This is a genomic window from Marinobacter sp. 2_MG-2023, from assembly GCF_030546935.1.
In the GTDB taxonomy this organism is placed as follows: Bacteria; Pseudomonadota; Gammaproteobacteria; order Pseudomonadales; family Oleiphilaceae; genus Marinobacter.
Genome location: NZ_JAUOPH010000002.1, coordinates 635,299 through 653,559 on the forward strand (window position 1 = coordinate 635,299; position 18,261 = coordinate 653,559).

Below are 18,261 nucleotides of genomic sequence, written 5' to 3' on the forward strand. Positions count from 1 at the left end.
CTGCGCAAATTGTTCCTTTCACATTAATATGGGCGGCGTGACGCCTCTTTCGGTACATTATCCAACAATTCGCCGATTGAGTACAAACTGATCAGGCAATAGTTAAAATCTTTTGGAAATGGCATAGAATTTACTGGAAGAACAAAAGATAACATCACAATTTGCGAGACTTCTTCTATAGTAACTTGCATAGCAACGTAATAAGCTGCAGACAACTGGCTGCATCCTTACCAGAACTCACAGATTCAAGGCACGCGATCAAGGACTTAGACAATGAGGAAACTGCTGTACGCTCTGGCGGCCACTATGCTGCTAGCAACCTCCTGGGCTCAAGCTGCACCAGAACTGCGGCCTGACCACCCTGAGCGTTACACTGTTGTAAAGGGTGATACTCTCTGGGACATTTCAGGGCGATTTCTGAGCAACCCGTGGTACTGGCCTGAAATCTGGCACGTTAACCCGCAGGTAGCCAACCCTCACCTGATTTACCCGGGTGATCGTCTCGCTCTCGTTTACATCGACGGCAAGCCCCGGCTCACGAAGGTGGCGTCCAACAACGGTGTTGTGAAGTTGTCACCGGAGATTCGCTCGGAGCGGATCGATACACCCATTCCCGCAATCCCTCTCGATGCTATCAGCAGTTTCCTGACCGATACTCGCATTGTCAGCCCTGAGCTGATCAATGAAGCGCCTTATGTTCTTGAAGGCGTAGACGGTCGCATTGTTAATGGCGCTGGTGACCGGGTGTATGCCCGAGGCGAAAAGCCTGCGGATAAAGTGGGTGTATTCCGTCGCAGCACAGAATTTGTTGATCCGGATACCGGAGAGTTTCTGGGTCTGGAGGCGCGCAGCATAGCCCGTGGCGATGTGGCTGCAGAAAACGGTGATGTTCTGACTGTAGATCTGACAAGCTCCAGTGAAGAGGTGCGTGTCGGTGATCGCCTGCTGGTCAATGAAGATCGCCGCCTGACCACCAGTTTTACGCCTAGCTCCCCCAGCGAGAAGATCGAAGGCAAAATGATCTCCGTGGATGGAGGTGTTACTCAAATTGGTCAATACAATGTGGTTGCGATCAACCGGGGCAGCCGTGAAGGGCTGGAAGCTGGCAATGTGATGGCCATTCTGAAAAGCGGCAACCTGGTGCGTGACCCGGTTACCAACGAAACCGTCGAACTGCCTTCCGAGAGAGCTGGCTTGCTGATGGTATTCCAGGTATACGAAAAAATGAGCTACGGCCTGGTATTGCAGGCGACAAGGGCACTATCGGTTGGCGACAAAGTCACCAATCCCTGATCCCTTAGGCGGTTAACCGAAAGCCGGGCCAGGAAGGCCCGGTTTTGTTATTTCCAAGGATGATGCCGTGTTTTCCTCTCCTTCTGCGCAGTGGTTATTTCTTACCTGTTTGCCCAAATTCGGGCGTGCCCGTCGGCGGGCGATGCTTGCGACAACCCCCGATCTCACTGACCTTCTCACGAGAAATCCTGCAACGCTCCGGGCTCAGGGCCTGCATGCTGAAACGGTTGCGGCAATTCTGGCGTGGCAACAGCAAAATGAAGCCGATAGCTCTGTAAAAACCGTCCAGCAGATCCTGGTGGCTTGTGAGCGGCATGGCATAGGTACCGTGAACTGGCAACACCCTGATTATCCGGATGTACTGAGGCACATTCATGATGCGCCACTGGTGTTGTATACCCGAGGTGATCCGAGGCTGTTGTGCTATGAGCAGATTGGCATTATTGGCAGTCGCAACGCCACCCCTGCGGGGTTGGATCACGCCCGACGCTTTGCTGCAGAACTGAGCAACCGGAACCTGCTGGTAACCAGTGGCCTGGCGCTGGGTGTTGACGGCGCGGCCCACGCTGGGGCCCTGGATGCGGGATACGCGACAATCGCCGTTATCGGGTGTGGCCTTGACCGAATTTACCCGAACCAGCATCGTCGGCTTGGTGATCGGGTTATCGAACATGGCCTGATGGTATCCGAATATCCGCCCGGTACGCCCGCCAGAGCTGCTCACTTTCCTCAGCGTAACCGTATTATCAGCGGCCTGAGTCGTGGCATTCTGGTGGTTGAAGCTGGTTTGAAAAGCGGTTCTCTGATTACCGCGAGAATGGCCCTGGAGCAGGGGCGCGAAGTGTTTGCCATTCCGGGGTCCATTCACAGCCCGGTAGCCCGTGGCTGTCACCATCTCATAAAGCAGGGCGCACGGCTGGTCGATACGGTTGACGATATCCTGGAAGAACTTGGCGCCTGTTGGTCACTGCCTGCCGTTCGCGAATTGCCAGAGCAGTCTGGCATTCAGCCTGGGGCTGAAAGCCGGGATGCTGGCCCTTTGGCTGCACTGGACAACCGGGAAATCGCGGTGTTTGAGGCATTAGGGTATGATCCCCAATCAACTGATGCACTGTGTTCAGCAACCGGTCTTCCGGCCGATCAACTCGTTCAGTCTCTGCTGCTACTGGAGCTTGAAGGCTTGGTGAGTTCTGCACCCGGAGGTTTCCAGAAAATCGCCTGAGCCTGGTGTGATGATTTATTTCGTTTTGGTCTGACTAAATCAACATGGCTGTGCAAAATCCTTTAAATGATCAGCAGTTACAGCTTGCCCGCAGTACAATTCTGCAAGGCGGTGTTATCGCCTATCCGACCGAGGCTGTCTGGGGTCTTGGATGTGACCCCTGGAACCTTCAGGCAGTAACACGCATTCTTGAACTCAAGAACCGCCCGGTGGAAAAAGGCCTGATTCTGGTAGCGGCGTCTGTGGAACAGGTTCGCTTTCTGCTCGACCCTTTGCCCGAAGAGCTTCAGCAGACAGCTCTGAGCCACTGGCCCGGCCCTGTGACCTGTTTGTTGCCTGATGTGAACAAACAGATTCCTGAGTGGGTGCGTGGCAGTCACAGCTCTATTGCTGTCAGAGTCAGTGAGCACCCCGTGGTTAAAGCCCTGTGCGAAAGCGCCGGCATGCCTCTGGTCTCCACCTCGTGCAATCCTGCCGGGCAGGACCCCGCCCGTGACGCCCAGCAGGTTCGCCATTACTTTGATGACCGGCTCGACCAGATAGTGCCGGGCGCACTTGGCGGTAACCAGAAACCCAGCCGTATTATTGATATTGTCAGCGGCGAACAGCTTCGTTAGGAGAATCCATGCCACAGCAACCGGATATTCATGCGGTTAAACAGTATCTGCTTGGCTTGCAGGAGAGCATATGCCAGCGCCTTGAGGCGCTGGAGGGCGGTGCAGAGTTCGTTCGCGACGCCTGGGATCGCCCGGAGGGCGGCGGTGGTGTAAGCCGCGTTATCAGCGATGGCCGAGTTTTCGAAAAAGGTGGGGTCAATTTCTCCCATGTGATGGGCGATACCATGCCTGCCTCAGCCACGGCACACCGGCCTCATCTGGCTGGTGCGCCCTGGCAGGCTATGGGTGTCTCTCTGGTGATCCACCCGAACAACCCGTACGTGCCAACCTCTCACGCGAACGTGCGGTTCTTTATCGCCACGCCCAAGAATGGCGAACCGGTTTACTGGTTTGGTGGTGGCTACGACCTCACACCCTATTACGGTTTTGATGAGGATTGTGTGCACTGGCATAAGACTGCTGAAGCTGCGTGTGCGCCGTTTGGCGAAGATACCTACCGTCGTTACAAAAACTGGTGCGATGACTATTTCTATTTGCGCCACAGAGACGAGCCAAGAGGCGTTGGCGGGCTTTTCTTCGATGATCACAACACCGGCGATTTCGAGAAGGATTTCGGGCTGATGAAATCCGTGGGTAACAGTTATATTGAAGCTTACGAGCCCATTGTAAGGCGCCGGATGGACCAGGCATATGGTGAGCGCGAGCGCGATTTTCAGCTTTACCGGCGCGGCCGCTACGTTGAGTTCAACCTGGTTTATGACCGCGGCACCCTGTTCGGCCTGCAATCTGGCGGGCGCACAGAATCCATTCTGATGTCGCTGCCACCCCTGGTGCGTTGGGATTACAGCCGGGTACCGGAAGCGGGCAGCGAAGAGGCGCGCTTGACGGAGCACTTTCTTACCGGTCGGGACTGGTTGACAGATAACACATCGCAAGAGGGGTAGATTATGAGCAATGATCTTTATGCGGTGGTCGGACACCCGATAGGCCACAGCAAATCACCGAGAATTCACAGTTTGTTTGCCTCTCAAACCGGTGAGCCGGTGGAATACACCGCAATTCAGGCGCCCCTTGATGATTTCACGACAACGGTTCGCCAATTCTTTGAGGGTGGCGGCAAGGGTCTTAATGTCACGGTTCCCTTCAAGGAGCAGGCCTGGCGACTGGCGGAAAGCCGTACTACCAGAGCTGAAAAGGCGGGCGCAGCCAACACCTTGTATCACAACAGTGAAGGGCAACTGGTAGCCGACAATACCGATGGCTGTGGGCTGGTTCGGGATCTGATGAGCAACCATGGCGTTAAGCTCGAAGGTGCCCGGATACTGGTTCTGGGCGCAGGTGGTGCCGTGCGTGGCGTTCTGGGCCCACTGCTGGCACAAAAACCCGCCAGCCTGAAGATTGCTAATCGTACTGTGGCTAAAGCCGACGCACTGCTCGCCCTGTTTGCCGATGAGGCCGGCGCTGCCGATCTGAGTGCCTGCGGATTCGATGAGCCGGATCAGCCATTCGACGTCATTGTTAATGGCACCAGTGCGAGCCTGCAGGGTGACTTGCCACCCCTTCGTGCAAATGTGATCGCGGCTGGCACAGTCGTCTATGACATGATGTATTCTTTGCAGACCACTACGTTTAACCAGTGGGCTCTGGATAACGGTGCTGTCGAGGTATTTGATGGTTTGGGAATGCTGGTTGAACAGGCAGCCGAGTCGTTCCGGGTCTGGCGGGGCGTGTACCCGGAAACAGCGCCGGTTATTGATACATTGCGGAATGACTAAAATCGTACTTCGCAGCCAGACCAGTCACAGAGACCATAATCCATAAGGGCTATATATGGACATTCTTACCCTCGTAGGGCTTGTCGCCGGTATTCTGATTGTTATTCTGGCGATGCTGGCAAACGCTTCAATTCTGACCTTTCTCAATCTGCCGGGCCTGGCCATTGTTATTGGCGGCACCTTTGCGGTAACGCTCATAAAGTTCCGGCTATCCTCCGTGATGAGCGCCTTCCGTCTGGCTATGAGCGCTGCGTTTACTGACAGGGTCGAACGACCTACGGAGCTGATCCGCGAAGCGGGGGCGCTGGCTCTGGTCGTTCGGAAAGAGGGTGTTCTGGGCCTGGAAAATCATCGGACCGGCAATGAGTTCCTGCAAAAAGCCATCAATCTGTGTGTGGATGGCCATCCACCGGAACTGGTTGAGGAGGCGCTGGCTCAGGAATCCCAGCAGATGGCAGAGCGCTACGAAGTCGCTGAGCGGGTCTTCCGGGGCATTGGCGAGTCTGCGCCGGCTATTGGCATGCTGGGCACTCTGGTGGGTCTGGTGCAGATGCTTAACTCGCTGGATGACCCCTCCTCTATCGGCCCGGCTATGGCGATTGCCTTGCTGACAACACTCTACGGCGCTTTCATCGCCCAGTTGATAGCGCTTCCTCTGGCAGACAAGCTTCAGCTCAAGGCCGAAGATGAAAGCCGCAATCAGGTTCTGATTATCACCTCCATGCGCAACATCATGCGCGGGGAAAATCCGAGGGTGATGACAGAAATGCTTTCCTCGTTTGTAACGCCAGATCAGCGCAGAGCTCTGGTGCCGGAGCGGGAGGTCTGAAGCTTTGCAAACGCTCCGGAAAGCCAGCAAGCCGCGGCAAAAAAACCAGACGCCTGCGTGGATCGTTACCTTTGCCGATCTTGCAACGCTGTTGCTGACGTTTTTTATTCTGTTGTTATCATTCGCGGAAATGGACATCGAAAAATACAAAGCTATGGCGAACTCCATGTCCGTGGCTTTTGGTTCTGCCAATGTGCTGTCTGACAACATTGGCGGTTCGCCAATTACTTTGGTGGAATCAGACACCGTATCCCTGCCAGAACCCACAGAAACGCAGGTGCGGGAACCTGAGTTTATCGATGAGCGTGCGCCGGACTCCGCTGATACGGTTATCTCCAGTGGCGTCATAGATCTGGCCAGCAGAATGATCGGTGAACTGGAGAGTGAAGTGGCCTCCGGGGCTTTGAGCGTAAACTACGATAAAGATAAAGTGGTGATCCGCTTCTCGGAAGAAGCAACCTTCCGCTCCGGGGAGGCTGCCATTAAACCGGAGATGATTCCTATTATTGAGCGGGTAGTTGGTGTGCTGGCGGGCTGTACCGGTGATGTGCTGGTTTCCGGTTATACAGATGACAGGCCCATTTCCAGTAGCCGTTATCGCTCCAACTGGGACCTTTCCGCGGCACGGGCGGTATCTGTTGTGCACGAGCTTGTCATGAGTCAACAGGTGCCCGCTGAGCGCGTCGTCGCAGCTGGCCGTGCGGAAACAAACCCCCTTGCAGCAAACGATACGGCGGAAAACCGAGCACTGAACCGTCGGGTGGAAATAGCCATTCGCGACCCCGAGTGCGACGAATCCATCTCCACCGGAGACCTGCCGGTGGAGATTCTGCCCTGAATAGAAAATTCCTGAATAAGGAGAGTGTGAATATGAGCGGTCCGGATAAGCCCAAAGTCATCGGTGAAGAGTGGAGTGACGAGCGCGTAAAAAGCTTTCTGGTGGCTCCACCCGAAGGTGAGGGCTCGGATTACAATACGCTGCTAAAAGCTTACCAGGCTATGGTAGCCGGCGATTTCGAACGGTTTGTGGGCTTCTTCGTGGACGCGGGTCGGGATCTCAACGCGGTGAATGAAACCGGCGAAACCATACTGGACAGAGTCAGCGAGCATCATAAAAGCCAGGATTATGCCCGCGTCCTGAAAAACGCGGGAGCCACAAAAAGTTCTTGAGGTCGATTTCAGGGGTTGCCAAAGTGCTTGTGCAGAAATGGCCGTAATTGGTTCATGGGTGCACCGGTAGCCTGAAGGTCTGGCCTGGTGCCGGGCTGGAATCCCGGCAGCTCTCCGGAAAGAAAGGGTGTAACCAGCCCGGGATCTCCGCTGATGATGTGAACGATGACATCCGGGCTGGCGTTCTCGCCGGTTATCAGTGGGGCGGGTTGGTGGTCGCCAAGAATGATCATCAGTGTGTTCTCTTCTACATACCTGGTTGCGAAATTACTGGCAACGTTCAGGGCATAGTCTATTGCCTTGCCATAGTGGTCGCGGACGCGTTCGGTATCACGCCAAAGCGACGCGGGTGCTTCTCCCGCACCTCTCCAGCGCTCGAAAACTTCTCCGTCGCCAATAGCCTCCCAATCAGCGAGAACCGGCAGAACAGGAACCCAGGGAGCATGGCTGCTGATCAGCGCAAGTTCGACAAGCAAGGGCTCGGGCGTGCGCTCGCGCAGTTGCTGCAGCCAGCGCCAGGTGTATTGATCCGGCATGGTCACCCAGTTGAAGGCAGGCCCCCGATAACCCATATTGTCATGATCATAGATATACTCGTACCGGAGAAGCCGGCCCTCGGGCCAGGCTCGAGTAATGGCCGGCATCACTGCCACAGTTTTATGGCCGGTGCCGCGAAAGTCGTCGACCAGCGTGGGGTAGTTGCTGCTGAGGAGGGTCTCGTAGGCGAGCTGATTTTCAATCCATTGCCCGCTGAGCACTGAGAGATGTCCAAGCCATGACTGCCCACCTTGTACAGGAGATTGCAGCCGCCCGGTCACAATGGTCAGGCCTGCGGAATCCAGTTCCTGCTCCATTAACTCCAGGCGCTGGTTGATCAGCATGCGATAGCGATCATCCGTCAGGGTAGATATACCATAGGATTCAATAAAGCCGAGGATGACATCCCTGCCGGCCAACTGTGTGAGTGGTTGGGCGGTTCGGCTCGCCTCCGGCTGATTCTGGAGTTGCTCGACAAAAGCTTCAGTCGTCTGGTGGGTATAGGTCATCAGGGATGCCTGGTTGGCCATGAATGCCAACGCCGGACTACCGATAAAGGGTGTTATCGCGCCTGCCATGACCAGGCCGCTCACAAACAACAGTGGCTTGCCGAAGCCCGCCGATGAGTGATACTGAATACGTTTCAGGCATACATGGAACAGCCACCCCAGACTTGTCAGAAAGCCCACGAGAAGCAGCAGAGTCAGAACCGCTATCACTGAACCCAGATTGGTCTCCAGAAGATTCCAGGCAGCGCCCAGCAACCCTGCTTCCAGATACAGATTCAGCCCCCGACCCAGACTCTCGCGAACCAGCGCATCCACCAAAACCAGGAAAGCCAGAGAGCTGTAAATGACCGCCAGGGTTATCGTAAATCGATTCTGGCGGCCGCGGCGCGGCAACAGGCAAAGCAGCGCCCAGAGAGCGATTGCTTCAATCGAAAGCCAAGGCATGGCTCCCGGCAAGGCGATAGCCGGGATCAGAAGCAGACTGTTAAGAAGCAACAACCAGAACAGCATCACAACGCACGTTCTCCACCAGGGTTCGCGGATAGAAGGTATACGGCGTGGGACTGCTGTTCAGACCACCGTTCGGGTCGTGCGCTCAGGCCTCGGAAAGATACTCATCTTTGAGGCGTACATAATTTGCAGCGGTATATGCAAAGAAACTACGTTCATTCTCCGAGAGTGCTCTCGCCTTTTTACAGGGAGAACCCACGTAAAGGTGGCCGGACTCGAGCGTTTTCCCTGGGGGCACCAGGCAGCCAGCGGCAACAATCACCTCATCTTCTACGGTTGCGCCATCCATGATAATGCAACCCATACCTACCAGCACCCTGCTGCCAATCGTGCAGCCGTGCAATAACGCCTTATGCCCCACGGTAACGTCATCGCCCAGAATTAGCGGATAACCACCGGGGTTATAATCACTGGCGTGGGTAATATGAAGCACAGAGCCGTCCTGAATACTGCAGCGGTCGCCAATGCGAATCTTGTGCATATCCCCGCGCACCACAGTCATCGGCCAGATGGAGCAATCATCACCGGTTTTGACATCGCCGATAACCACGGCACTGGGATCCACCAGAGTGCGTGCTCCGAAATTTGGCGTGGTACCCTTGTGAGAACGTACATTCGTCATTACATATACTCGATAGATGAGATTACTCCCCGAGATCGGGGAGTCCGGATGGAAGCCCTTTCCAAAACCGTGCGGAGCCATGGATGGCGGAGCCGAGCCTACAGGGAGGTATTCACGGCGTGTTTTGGAAAGGGCTTCCATCCGGACTCCATTTCCGGGCCCAATAGCTAAGCGTTACTCGTGTCACGCTACTTTACCAACTCATTGCTGAGAAGGGGATCCATGAATAACCCGTTGCTGACAGATGATTTGCTGCCAAAGTTTGACCATATCCGCACCGAGCATATGGAAACGGCCATTGACCAGATTCTCAGCGAAAACCGAATGAAGATTGCGAGCCTGGCCCAGAACGAAGATCCTGACTGGGACACTCTGGCGCAGCCTATGCAGGCTCTTGATAACCGGCTCAGCAATGCCTGGTCGGTGATCTCGCACCTGAATGGTGTCATGAACAACGACGACCTGCGCAAAGTCTACAAAAACTGCCTGGAAAAGCTTACCGAGTACGGTACGGAAGTCAGCCAGAATGCCGCCCTCTGTGAGGCCTACAAAAAGCTTGCAGCAAGGGATGATTTCAGCGAGTTGAGCGAAGCCCAGCGAAAAGCAGTTGATAACACCTTGAGAGACTTTCATCTTGGTGGCGTAGACCTGCCGGACGAGCAGAAAAAGCAGTATGCGGCCCTGTCCCGGGAGCTGGCAGAACTGACCAACCGGTTCAGCGACAATGTACTGGATGCCACTCAGCACTGGTTTAAACACATCACGGATATAGAAGAACTCGCCGGCCTACCGGAATCTGCCATCGACGGTGCCAAACAGGCCGCTAGCCAGAAAGAACTCGATGGCTACGTGATCACCCTGGACTTCCCCAGCTTCTTTCCGGTTATGACCTACGGCGACAACCGTGAGCTGCGCCGCGAAGTATACGAAGCTTTTGTCACCCGGGCATCCGACGTAGGGCCAGATGCCGGAACCTGGGATAACACCCAGGTGATGGCCGAAATTCTCAAGCGCCGCCATGCCCTGGCCAAACTGCTGGGCTTCAATAATTATGCGGAGCGCTCATTGGCCACCAAAATGGCCAGGGACTCCGATGAGGTGCTGAACTTTCTTACGGAGCTGGCAGCAAAATCCAAACCCGTTGCTGAGAAGGATTTTGCCGAGCTCAAGGCGTTTGCCAAAGACGAACACGGCCTTGATGACCTGAATGCCTGGGATGTCGGCTACTACAGCGAGAAACTTCGCCAGCAACGCTACGATATCTCGCCTGAAACCCTTCGTCCCTGGTTCCCGGCGGACAAGGTTGTGCCGGGTCTGTTCAAGGTGGCGGAAAAGCTGTTCGACATACAGATTGAAGCGAAGCCTGAGGTAGAAACCTGGCACGAAGACGCCACCGCCTACTGCATCAGCCGTAACGGCGAGCCGATTGCCTGGTTTTACTTCGACCTGTTTGCCCGCCAAGGCAAGCGCGGTGGAGCATGGATGGCAGACTGTCGGGTGCGCTGGCGCAATCAGCGCGGCACCTTGCAATTGCCGGTGGCTTTCCTGACCTGTAACTTCACGCCGCCGGTGAACGGCAAACCGTCGCTGCTCACCCACGACGAAGTAACTACCCTGTTCCACGAGTTTGGCCACGGATTGCATCACATGCTGACCCAGGTGGAAGTCATGGATGTGTCCGGCATCAACGGCGTGGCCTGGGATGCGGTGGAGCTGCCCAGTCAGTTCCTGGAAAACTGGTGCTGGAATCCGGATTCTTTGGCACTGATTGCCAGCCATTACGAAACGGGAGAGCCTTTACCGGAAGATCTGCTGCAGAAACTATTGGCGGCCAAGAACTTCCAGTCAGGCATGGCCATGGTGCGACAGCTGGAATTCTCCCTGTTCGATTTCCGCCTGCATGCGGAGTTCACGGAAGAAGTCCCGACCAATCCGCTGCACATGCACCGCAAAGTGCGCGAAACCATCGCCGTGGTGGAAGCTCCGGAATTCAACCGTTTTCCGAACGCTTTCTCGCACATCTTCGCCGGCGGTTACGCGGCAGGCTATTACAGCTACAAGTGGGCGGAAGTGCTGGCTGCAGATGCCTTCTCGCTGTTCGAGGAAAAGGGCATCTTCGACTCGGAAACCGGGCGTGCGTTCCTGCAGAACATTCTGGAAAAAGGCGGATCACAGGAGCCGATGGAGCTGTTCAAGGCGTTCCGCGGCCGTGAGCCTCAGGTGGATGCTCTGTTGAAGCAAACCGGCATCACAAACGAAGCGGCCTGATCCAATCCTCTCCGGTGGTCGTTAAAGCCACCGGAGATTCCATTGTGGAGATACATTATGGCAAGCCCGAAACGTTTTATAGCCGGTGCGGTTTGTCCCCGCTGTGCGGAGATGGACAAGATCAAGATGTTTACCGACGATGACGGTGAGCAGATTCGCGAGTGTGTGGCTTGCGGTTTTACCGATGCGGTATCGGATGCCGGAAAGCCTGCAGAGCCTGAGTTGGAGACCCGGGTTAATAAGCGCGGCAATGAGGATGATCATACGGTTAAGCAGGTTGTTTTTTTTAAGGCCGGGTCTTCTGAGGACTAGGAACTTTTAAGACTGAAGCCTGTGATTTGAGGGGAGTACGAGGTCGCGGCGATATATTTTTCTGCCGGGAAAAAACAACTCGCTGCGCTCAAACATTTTTTTCCCGGCAGAAAAACATCTCCCCACACCCTCTTGTTCCCACTGCATGGATACGCGATTTAAAAGATAAGGACGTTCAATTCAGTTCGGTTTGGTTCTACGTTTTCAGTGTCAGGTGCTGACTGGCAATACAGTGTTTCAGAGAACGCTCGTCCTCCCCGTATTTCCCCGGAGATATCTGTACTGTTTGCTCAGAGGGTGCGGGGGTACTTTTCTGGCGAAAAAAAGATGTCTGAGCGAAGCGAGTTGCTTTTTTTCATAAGAAAAGTACCCCCGTGACCTCCTAGCCCCTAAACCAGCAGGCTACGAGACAAGAAGGCAACGCCAAAGTCAGAGAACCATAGCCGCCAACCACCCAAATCCGAGCAACGGCAGATTGTAGTGCAGGAACGTGGGCACCACAGAATCCCAGATGTGGTTGTGCTGGCCGTCTACGTTCAGGCCGGCGGTGGGGCCTAGGGTGGAGTCGGAGGCAGGGGAGCCAGCATCGCCCAGTGCGCCGGCGGTGCCGACGAGGGCAACGATAGCCAGGGAGCTAAAGCCCATTTCCAGTGCCAGGGGCACGTAAAGGGCTGCAATGATAGGGATGGTGGAGAAGGATGAGCCAATCCCCATTGTGATCATCAGGCCAACAACCAGCATCAGTAGCGCGGCCATGGGTTTGTTGCTGCCAATCACGTCTACCGAACTTTGCACCAGAGTTGCGATCTCACCGGTTTCGCGCATTACCTCAGCAAAACCCGAAGCAGCGATCATTATGAAGCCGATCATGGCCAACATCTTCATGCCTTCCGTAAACAGATCGTCAGCTTCTTTCCACTTCACTACGCCAGAAAGGTTGAATAGCAGGAAGCCTGCCAGCGCCCCCAGAATCATTGAGCCGAGCCAGAGCTGAACCACGAAGGCAACCACAATGGCAATAACGGCCATGATCAGCGTGCCAGAGCTGTAAGACACGTTTACGCGCTCAGTGCGGGTAATGGCTTCCAGATCGTATTCACGTTCGCCGCGGTAGGTAAAGAACACTGCAACCAGAAGGCCACACAGCATACCCAGAGCTGGCAGCGCCATGGCGTGCATAACACTCAGGCCTTCTGTTTCGCCGCCGTTGGTGCTGATTTTGGCCATCAGGATGTCGTTCAGGTAAATACTGCCGAAGCCGATGGGCAGGAACATGTAAGGGGTGATCAAACCGAAGGTGAGCGCACAGGCAACGAGCCGGCGATCCATTTTCAGTTTGGCCATCACGTAGAGCATGGGCGGAACGACCAGCGGGATGAATGCAATGTGGATAGGCAGGATGTTCTGTGACGACAGAGCAATCAGGATCAGCACGCCGATGATCAGGTAGCGCACGCTTTTGGCCGCCGCGTTGTTTTCCTGCTGGCCGACCATGGCGAGGGTTTTGTCTGCCAGAGCGTGGGCCAGTCCGGATTTGCCGATAGCAACCGCGAAGGCGCCGAGGGTTGCATAGGAAAGCGCGACGGTAGCACCGCCGCCGAGGCCGTTGTTAAAGGCTTCAATGGTGGCTTCCAGCGACATTCCGGCGATAAGGCCACCAGAGACGGCACCTACGATAAGGGCAACAACAACGTGGATGCGGGCCAGGCTCAATACGAGCATGATCAGCACCGCGGCAACAACGGCATTCATGGAAGACTCCGGGTACGCGTAGTGGGTTATCCCGCCCTCTTGCGAAGGCGGGAATCATGAAAGCGCGGTAATTTGCAGTAATTGGCAGGCTTAGTCAAAGGTCTTGTGTAATGGTCAGGCTTAGTCAAAGGTCTTGTGTAATGGTCAGGCTTTATCAATACGTGCGAAACGTGGGACCTGCTCTCCTGCAAGGTTTACGGTTTCGCGGAACATGCTGAGGGGGCGGACCCAGAGGCTGTAGTCGCCGTACAGACAGCGATAGACCACCAGTTTTTCTTCGGTTTCGCTGTGGCGGGCAATGTCGATTACTTCGTAATCTTTGCCCTTATAGTGCCGATAGCGGCCGGGGCGGATCTCGTTCTTTTTTTCAGTCATTCCGGTATCGTGCCTCGTCATGTCATTCCCGATTCTGGTTGTTTCTGACTTTTGGTCGTTCCGATTGTCATAGATGGCGAATATCCGGGTAAAGAGGTAATAGTCGCTTGATCAGACGGTTCTGTGCGGCTGTTGGTATATTGTTGTCTTCCATGGCCAGAATAAGGTTTTCTGCAAGAGCGTTAAACTGGGTATCTGTAATCCCCATAGCTGCATGCAACTCGCGCATTTCACGCCCGGTATACTTACAGGGGCCGCCACTGAGCTCACACAGCTGATCGGTAAGGTTGCGATGAAACTGCGCAACGTCCATACCCTTGAACTGCTCATTAATGCGTTCGTCGTCCACGATAAGGTAAAGCAGGTCTTCTACCACGTCGGCGATACCGGCGCGTTCACCCAGCTGCAGGTACAGGCTGTTGTCCGACTCGTTGTGAAGGCTCTGGCAACCGCCTGCAAGGAGGCTTGCCATAATCATGAGTGCGGCCATATACATCTTTGTTTTGCTCGGGCGCATTGTCAGAAACTCCCCTGCAGAGACAGATACACACCTTGCTGGTCCGTCAGGGTTGCAATATCACCCAGGTTGACGAATGCAGCGGTCACCGCGAGCCGACGATCCGGCACCCAGGCAACAAACACATCCCACCAGTCCTCCTCGCGGGCAAAACTCAGATTATCCGGTTTTTGTCGATACTCGGCACCCAGCAGCCACTGCCGGTTCATAAACACACCAACACCGGCTTCGGCCATGATTTCATAGCCGTTATTCAAGTCGCCACCAAAGCCCAGCAGCCCGCCCTGGTTGGCGCGGGTTCCCCGCAGGGTCCCGTTTACCAGCAGGTTGCGGCCGAATAAGGCAGCAAAGAAGACTTTCGATCCGGAAAAATAGAAATCCGTGCCACTGTCATCCTGCGCACCTATGGCTTCCGGCACAGTGAAATCCCGTTGCCGTTTATGCTGTGCGCCCAAAGACCATTGCCCCCAGGGGCTGTAGAGAGCGTCACCCGCCAACCGCACTTTCACTCCGAAGATGTCCTGGTTGAGCTCATCCTGCTCCAGTCCGAAACCATCTTTAAGGGTGAAAACCAGGCTGTCGAGGTCCAGAGTCTGGCGCGCGACGGTAACTTCGATCCGGTTGTTCCAGTTCAGGCCGGCGCCGGTGACTGAGAGCGTGTAGTCGTCTACTTCAGCCCGGCTCAGGGCAAGTGTGCCGCCCCATTCTTCATCGCTGGCGTAACTGCCAAGAAGGGCCCAGGGCACCAGTCCGCCGCCGGCGCTGCCTTCTATGGTGGTAACGCCGCCGGTTGCCCAGATGCGACTGCCAACATCCGCCATGGCTGCGGGGGTTACAAAAAGCCCTGCAGCCATAAAGGATGCAAATCCGGCGGCACACAGCAGTGGGTGGGAAAAACGTATCATGAAGAAGGCTCCGGCGTGATCTCAGCCAGCTCGTGCCGGCGGTCGGCAAGGGCCGCGGTAGTTTGCGCCAGGTTATCTGCAGAAACCGGACGGCTCAGATAGAAACCCTGGCCAACGTTGCAGCCCCAGGTCTGCAGCAATTTCCAGGTTTCCAGGTTTTCTATACCTTCTGCCACCACCTTGAGCCCAAGACCATGGGCCATATCGATTGTGGATTTTACGATCAGTTGGTCCTGAGGTTCGGCATTCAGGCTGAGCACGAAGGATTTGTCTATTTTAAGCTCCTGAACGGGCAGTTTTCGCAGTTGCGACAGTGATGAATAACCAGTGCCAAAGTCGTCAACAGAAAGGGTGACGCCCAAATCCCGTAGGCGGTTCAGTGTAGCCATAGCTTCTCCCGGGTCTTCCATCAGCGCGCTTTCTGTTACTTCCAGGGTGATGCGCTCCATGCTGTGGTGCCAGCCTGCAAAAATGCTTGTTATGCGCTCGGTGAGCGCCGGCCAGGTCAGGTCCATTGCGGATAGGTTGATTGCGACGCCCATATCCAGGCCTGCGCTGAACCAGGCTCTGGCATCATTGGCCACCCGTTGCAGGATATGATTGGTGAGATCGTTGATCTGCCCCGACTGCTCTGCCAGGAAGATGAACTCTTCCGGTGATATGAACCCAAGCTCGGGGTGGATCCAGCGTACAAGGGCCTCCACCTGAAGTACTTGCCCGGTGCGACTATCGAGTTTGGGCTGATAGTTCATATGCAGACCGTCGTTGCGGATCGCACTGTGCAGATCGGAGACCAGCTTGAGTTCGCGCAGGTGGTTTTCATCCTGGCCGGGCTCGTATGGTGTGACCGCAGCACCCTGTTGCAAGGCCTGTTCAAAGGTAAGGTTTATCCGCCTTCTCAGTTCGTTGGTCTGACTGGCATCGACAGGAAGTTGCAGTGTTATCAGGTTAGCGCGCAGAGAAAACGGAGTATTGTCGACGTCGAGGGGCAATTCCACGGCCTTATGTAGCGTCAGGGCCCGTTGCGCCAGCATTTCTGGGCTTTGTTCCGGAACCAGCGCGAGGAACTCCCCACCTCCGGTGCGCGCCAGCAGGCTGGCATCCGGCAGTTCCTCACGCAACCGTTGTGAGACTCCCAGCAGGACTTTGTCACCGAACTCGATGCCGAGGGTATCGTTGATGTTGGAAAGGTCGCTCACGCGCAGGCCAATCAAGCTGCAGGACACTCCCGCATCGAAACCTTCCTTCGCCGCATGCATGAGGGCGCTACGGTTGCTTAGTCCTGTAACTTCGTCGTGTGTTGCGGTATGACGGATTTCCGCTTCGCGGCGAGTAAGCCGCGCAAGTGTATCGCGCAGAGCGTTGCGGAGTTCGCGCAGTTCACCGCCGGTTCGAATTTCGGGGGCTTTGGGGTTATCTCCCCGTCCAACAGCCCTTGCATAATGGGCTAGCTGAAGTACGGGCCGGCCCAGATATCTTGCTGTCAGGAGTGCCAGTAATATGGCGAGCACCATGATGACTGTGACCAGCAGGGCAATTTCCAGCGCCCGGCTGTAGTAGTTTTGCAGGCTGGCTTCCCGACTTATCATCAGTACCGCTTCGAAACTACCCTGGTCGGAAGTGCCAAGATTCAGTGTGCGTGTGAAATACCGGGCGCTTTCGATGAAGTTCTGGCCCCCCGCCGACTTGATAAGCGCCGGCTCTTCGGCGCTGGCAATACCGGAAGACGCTGCAAAACTGGTGAACCCGTCTGGATTGTTGGCGTTTGTGCGGAATATGACAGAGCTGCCGCTGAGCCTGGCGATGACATTTGCCAGCTCCTGATCCATCTCGAAGCCGGCGACTAGCCATGCCCTCAGTCCGGGCGCTTCCACGGGAACAACGAGTACCTCGTAGCCGCGTTGGTCGATGCTAAGTAGTGAGCGGTCAGCGCCGTTTCTGCGGGCATTGGTGAGTTGCGCGGGGGTAGCGCCGGGCAGAAGAGCACGAGGCAGCGTTGACGCCAGAAGTTCTCCCTGATTATCCAGCAGCAGTGCAAAATCAGCCCCGACGCGCCCGCTGTGGTTTTCCAGAGCACTGCCGAGAGTTGCGGGATCGCCACTGGCGATGGCAGAGCGAAAGCCGAAATCACGGATAACAACGCTCAGGCGCGAGAGCTCAAGGTCGGTGCGGCGCTCGATTACTTCGTTAGTCAGGCGCTCGGCTATGCTGAGTTGTTCCAATGCCCGAAGCTTTTCATCCTCGAACAGGTACACCATCAACAGCGCACCAATCAGCAGGCTTACCAGCGCAACCAGAGCGACCATTGCCGTAACCAGCCGGCCGCGGAACCCTATGCGGTTAGCCCAGCCTGCCATCAAAGCTCCCGGAAGCGCTTCTGGAGGTGGTCCAGAGGGCCTTCATGGTGTGGCTCGGGCTCCAGTTCTATGCTGATGATTTCTGTAGCCGCGCCTGCCAGGCTGGCGCCATCGATGTCCCGAACCAATGGCCGGGTGTTATCTGGCAAGCGGGGGTGCCAGATGTTAAGGCTCAGCGAACCGGGTGCAGGGGAATCGCCGAAATCCAGCGCGAGCCTTACCTCTCCCTGGTCGTTGGTTTGTCCGATAGCGCGGGTGTCGGCTACCACAATGAACGCCCGCATGTGGTCGTGAATATTGCAGCCAAGCTCAACAATGCCGGGCTGATCAAACACAACAGGCGCTTCGGGCCGGCCAGCGTAGAGTTCAAGATCAAAGGTTTTGGCGCGCGAGAACGAATAAACGTGATGCTGGGTATTGTCCCGGTTGGGGAAATCCACGCTGGAGCCTGTAGGCAGGATCGATATATGAGGGTGGAACATGCGGTCCTTTTGAGTCACTTCTGCCCGCACCGGGGGTGGTCGGCTCGCATCATTTACATACACCACGGCTCCGGTCACAGGGCCCGAGCCATCAGCAAGCTGAACCCTGACGGTCAGCTCATCTGACAGAACAGAAGCTGGCAGCAGACAAAAAAGCAGCAGCAAAACCGTTTTTTTCTTCATTATTGCTATGAACCTTCCAATGATGC

General features: G+C 55.6%; 18 protein-coding genes. 10 read left to right on the plus strand and 8 right to left on the minus strand.

The genetic code is table 11. The features are described from left to right. Positions 1-273: 273 nt before the first annotated feature. From Q4501_RS06640 to Q4501_RS06675, 8 genes are all read left to right on the plus strand, one after another. Positions 274-1,293 (plus strand): LysM peptidoglycan-binding domain-containing protein, encoded by a 1,020-nt coding sequence (locus Q4501_RS06640; RefSeq protein WP_303595255.1) that lies wholly within the window; start codon positions 274-276, stop codon positions 1,291-1,293. Positions 1,294-1,360: 67 nt separating this feature from the next. Continuing rightward, positions 1,361-2,515, plus strand: a complete 1,155-nt coding sequence (dprA, locus tag Q4501_RS06645; RefSeq protein ID WP_303595257.1) for a DNA-processing protein DprA — start codon at positions 1,361-1,363, stop codon at positions 2,513-2,515. Positions 2,516-2,559: 44 nt separating this feature from the next. After that, on the plus strand, positions 2,560-3,132 hold the full coding sequence (locus Q4501_RS06650) for an L-threonylcarbamoyladenylate synthase (protein ID WP_303595259.1): 573 nt from the start codon (positions 2,560-2,562) through the stop codon (positions 3,130-3,132). 8 nt (positions 3,133-3,140) lie between these two features. Then, the gene (gene hemF, locus Q4501_RS06655; RefSeq protein ID WP_303595261.1) at positions 3,141-4,076 is read left to right on the plus strand and encodes an oxygen-dependent coproporphyrinogen oxidase; all 936 of its coding nucleotides are present in this window, start codon (positions 3,141-3,143) and stop codon (positions 4,074-4,076) included. Between the two features lie 3 nt (positions 4,077-4,079). Further along, positions 4,080-4,907 (plus strand): shikimate dehydrogenase, encoded by an 828-nt coding sequence (gene aroE / locus Q4501_RS06660; RefSeq protein ID WP_303595263.1) that lies wholly within the window; start codon positions 4,080-4,082, stop codon positions 4,905-4,907. A 55-nt stretch (positions 4,908-4,962) separates the two neighbouring features. Then, entirely contained in the window at positions 4,963-5,736 is a 774-nt protein-coding gene (locus tag Q4501_RS06665) for a MotA/TolQ/ExbB proton channel family protein (RefSeq protein ID WP_303595264.1), read from the plus strand. A 4-nt stretch (positions 5,737-5,740) separates the two neighbouring features. Then, positions 5,741-6,574: a flagellar motor protein MotB gene (locus Q4501_RS06670; protein ID WP_303595265.1), complete on the plus strand. Its 834-nt coding sequence runs from the start codon at positions 5,741-5,743 to the stop codon at positions 6,572-6,574. A gap of 32 nt (positions 6,575-6,606) precedes the next feature. Further along, positions 6,607-6,906: a PA4642 family protein gene (locus tag Q4501_RS06675; protein WP_303595266.1), complete on the plus strand. Its 300-nt coding sequence runs from the start codon at positions 6,607-6,609 to the stop codon at positions 6,904-6,906. An 8-nt stretch (positions 6,907-6,914) separates the two neighbouring features. Here Q4501_RS06675 and Q4501_RS06680 read toward each other — a convergent pair whose 3' ends face one another. Next, the gene (locus Q4501_RS06680) at positions 6,915-8,462 is read right to left on the minus strand and encodes a sulfatase (protein ID WP_303595494.1); all 1,548 of its coding nucleotides are present in this window, start codon (positions 8,460-8,462) and stop codon (positions 6,915-6,917) included. Positions 8,463-8,547: 85 nt separating this feature from the next. Further along, positions 8,548-9,084, minus strand: a complete 537-nt coding sequence (locus Q4501_RS06685) for a gamma carbonic anhydrase family protein (protein ID WP_303595496.1) — start codon at positions 9,082-9,084, stop codon at positions 8,548-8,550. A gap of 222 nt (positions 9,085-9,306) precedes the next feature. On the opposite strand from Q4501_RS06685, the gene prlC reads away from it, so the two are divergent. Together prlC and Q4501_RS06695 are read left to right on the plus strand one after the other, a co-directional pair. Further along, complete coding sequence (gene prlC / locus Q4501_RS06690; protein WP_303595268.1) at positions 9,307-11,352, plus strand: oligopeptidase A; 2,046 nt, start codon at positions 9,307-9,309, stop codon at positions 11,350-11,352. Between the two features lie 57 nt (positions 11,353-11,409). Further along, a complete protein-coding gene (locus tag Q4501_RS06695) occupies positions 11,410-11,664 on the plus strand; it encodes a YheV family putative zinc ribbon protein (protein WP_303595270.1) in 255 nt (84 codons plus the stop codon). 429 nt (positions 11,665-12,093) lie between these two features. Here Q4501_RS06695 and Q4501_RS06700 read toward each other — a convergent pair whose 3' ends face one another. From Q4501_RS06700 to Q4501_RS06725, 6 genes are all read right to left on the minus strand, one after another. Further along, positions 12,094-13,416 (minus strand): Na+/H+ antiporter family protein, encoded by a 1,323-nt coding sequence (locus Q4501_RS06700; protein ID WP_303595271.1) that lies wholly within the window; start codon positions 13,414-13,416, stop codon positions 12,094-12,096. Between the two features lie 144 nt (positions 13,417-13,560). Then, complete coding sequence (locus Q4501_RS06705; RefSeq protein WP_303595272.1) at positions 13,561-13,791, minus strand: DUF1653 domain-containing protein; 231 nt, start codon at positions 13,789-13,791, stop codon at positions 13,561-13,563. A gap of 67 nt (positions 13,792-13,858) precedes the next feature. Next, the gene (locus tag Q4501_RS06710) at positions 13,859-14,308 is read right to left on the minus strand and encodes a group 1 truncated hemoglobin (protein ID WP_303595274.1); all 450 of its coding nucleotides are present in this window, start codon (positions 14,306-14,308) and stop codon (positions 13,859-13,861) included. 2 nt (positions 14,309-14,310) lie between these two features. Further along, entirely contained in the window at positions 14,311-15,162 is an 852-nt protein-coding gene (locus tag Q4501_RS06715) for a DUF3034 family protein (RefSeq protein ID WP_303595498.1), read from the minus strand. Positions 15,163-15,209: 47 nt separating this feature from the next. After that, positions 15,210-17,570: a bifunctional diguanylate cyclase/phosphodiesterase gene (locus Q4501_RS06720; protein ID WP_303595276.1), complete on the minus strand. Its 2,361-nt coding sequence runs from the start codon at positions 17,568-17,570 to the stop codon at positions 15,210-15,212. Further along, positions 17,570-18,235 carry a methylamine utilization protein gene (locus Q4501_RS06725; protein WP_303595277.1) on the minus strand — a complete coding sequence of 222 codons (666 nt, stop codon included), beginning with the start codon at positions 18,233-18,235 and terminating at the stop codon, positions 17,570-17,572. Before Q4501_RS06725 ends, Q4501_RS06720 begins: the two co-directional genes overlap by 1 nt. Positions 18,236-18,261: the final 26 nt, after the last annotated feature.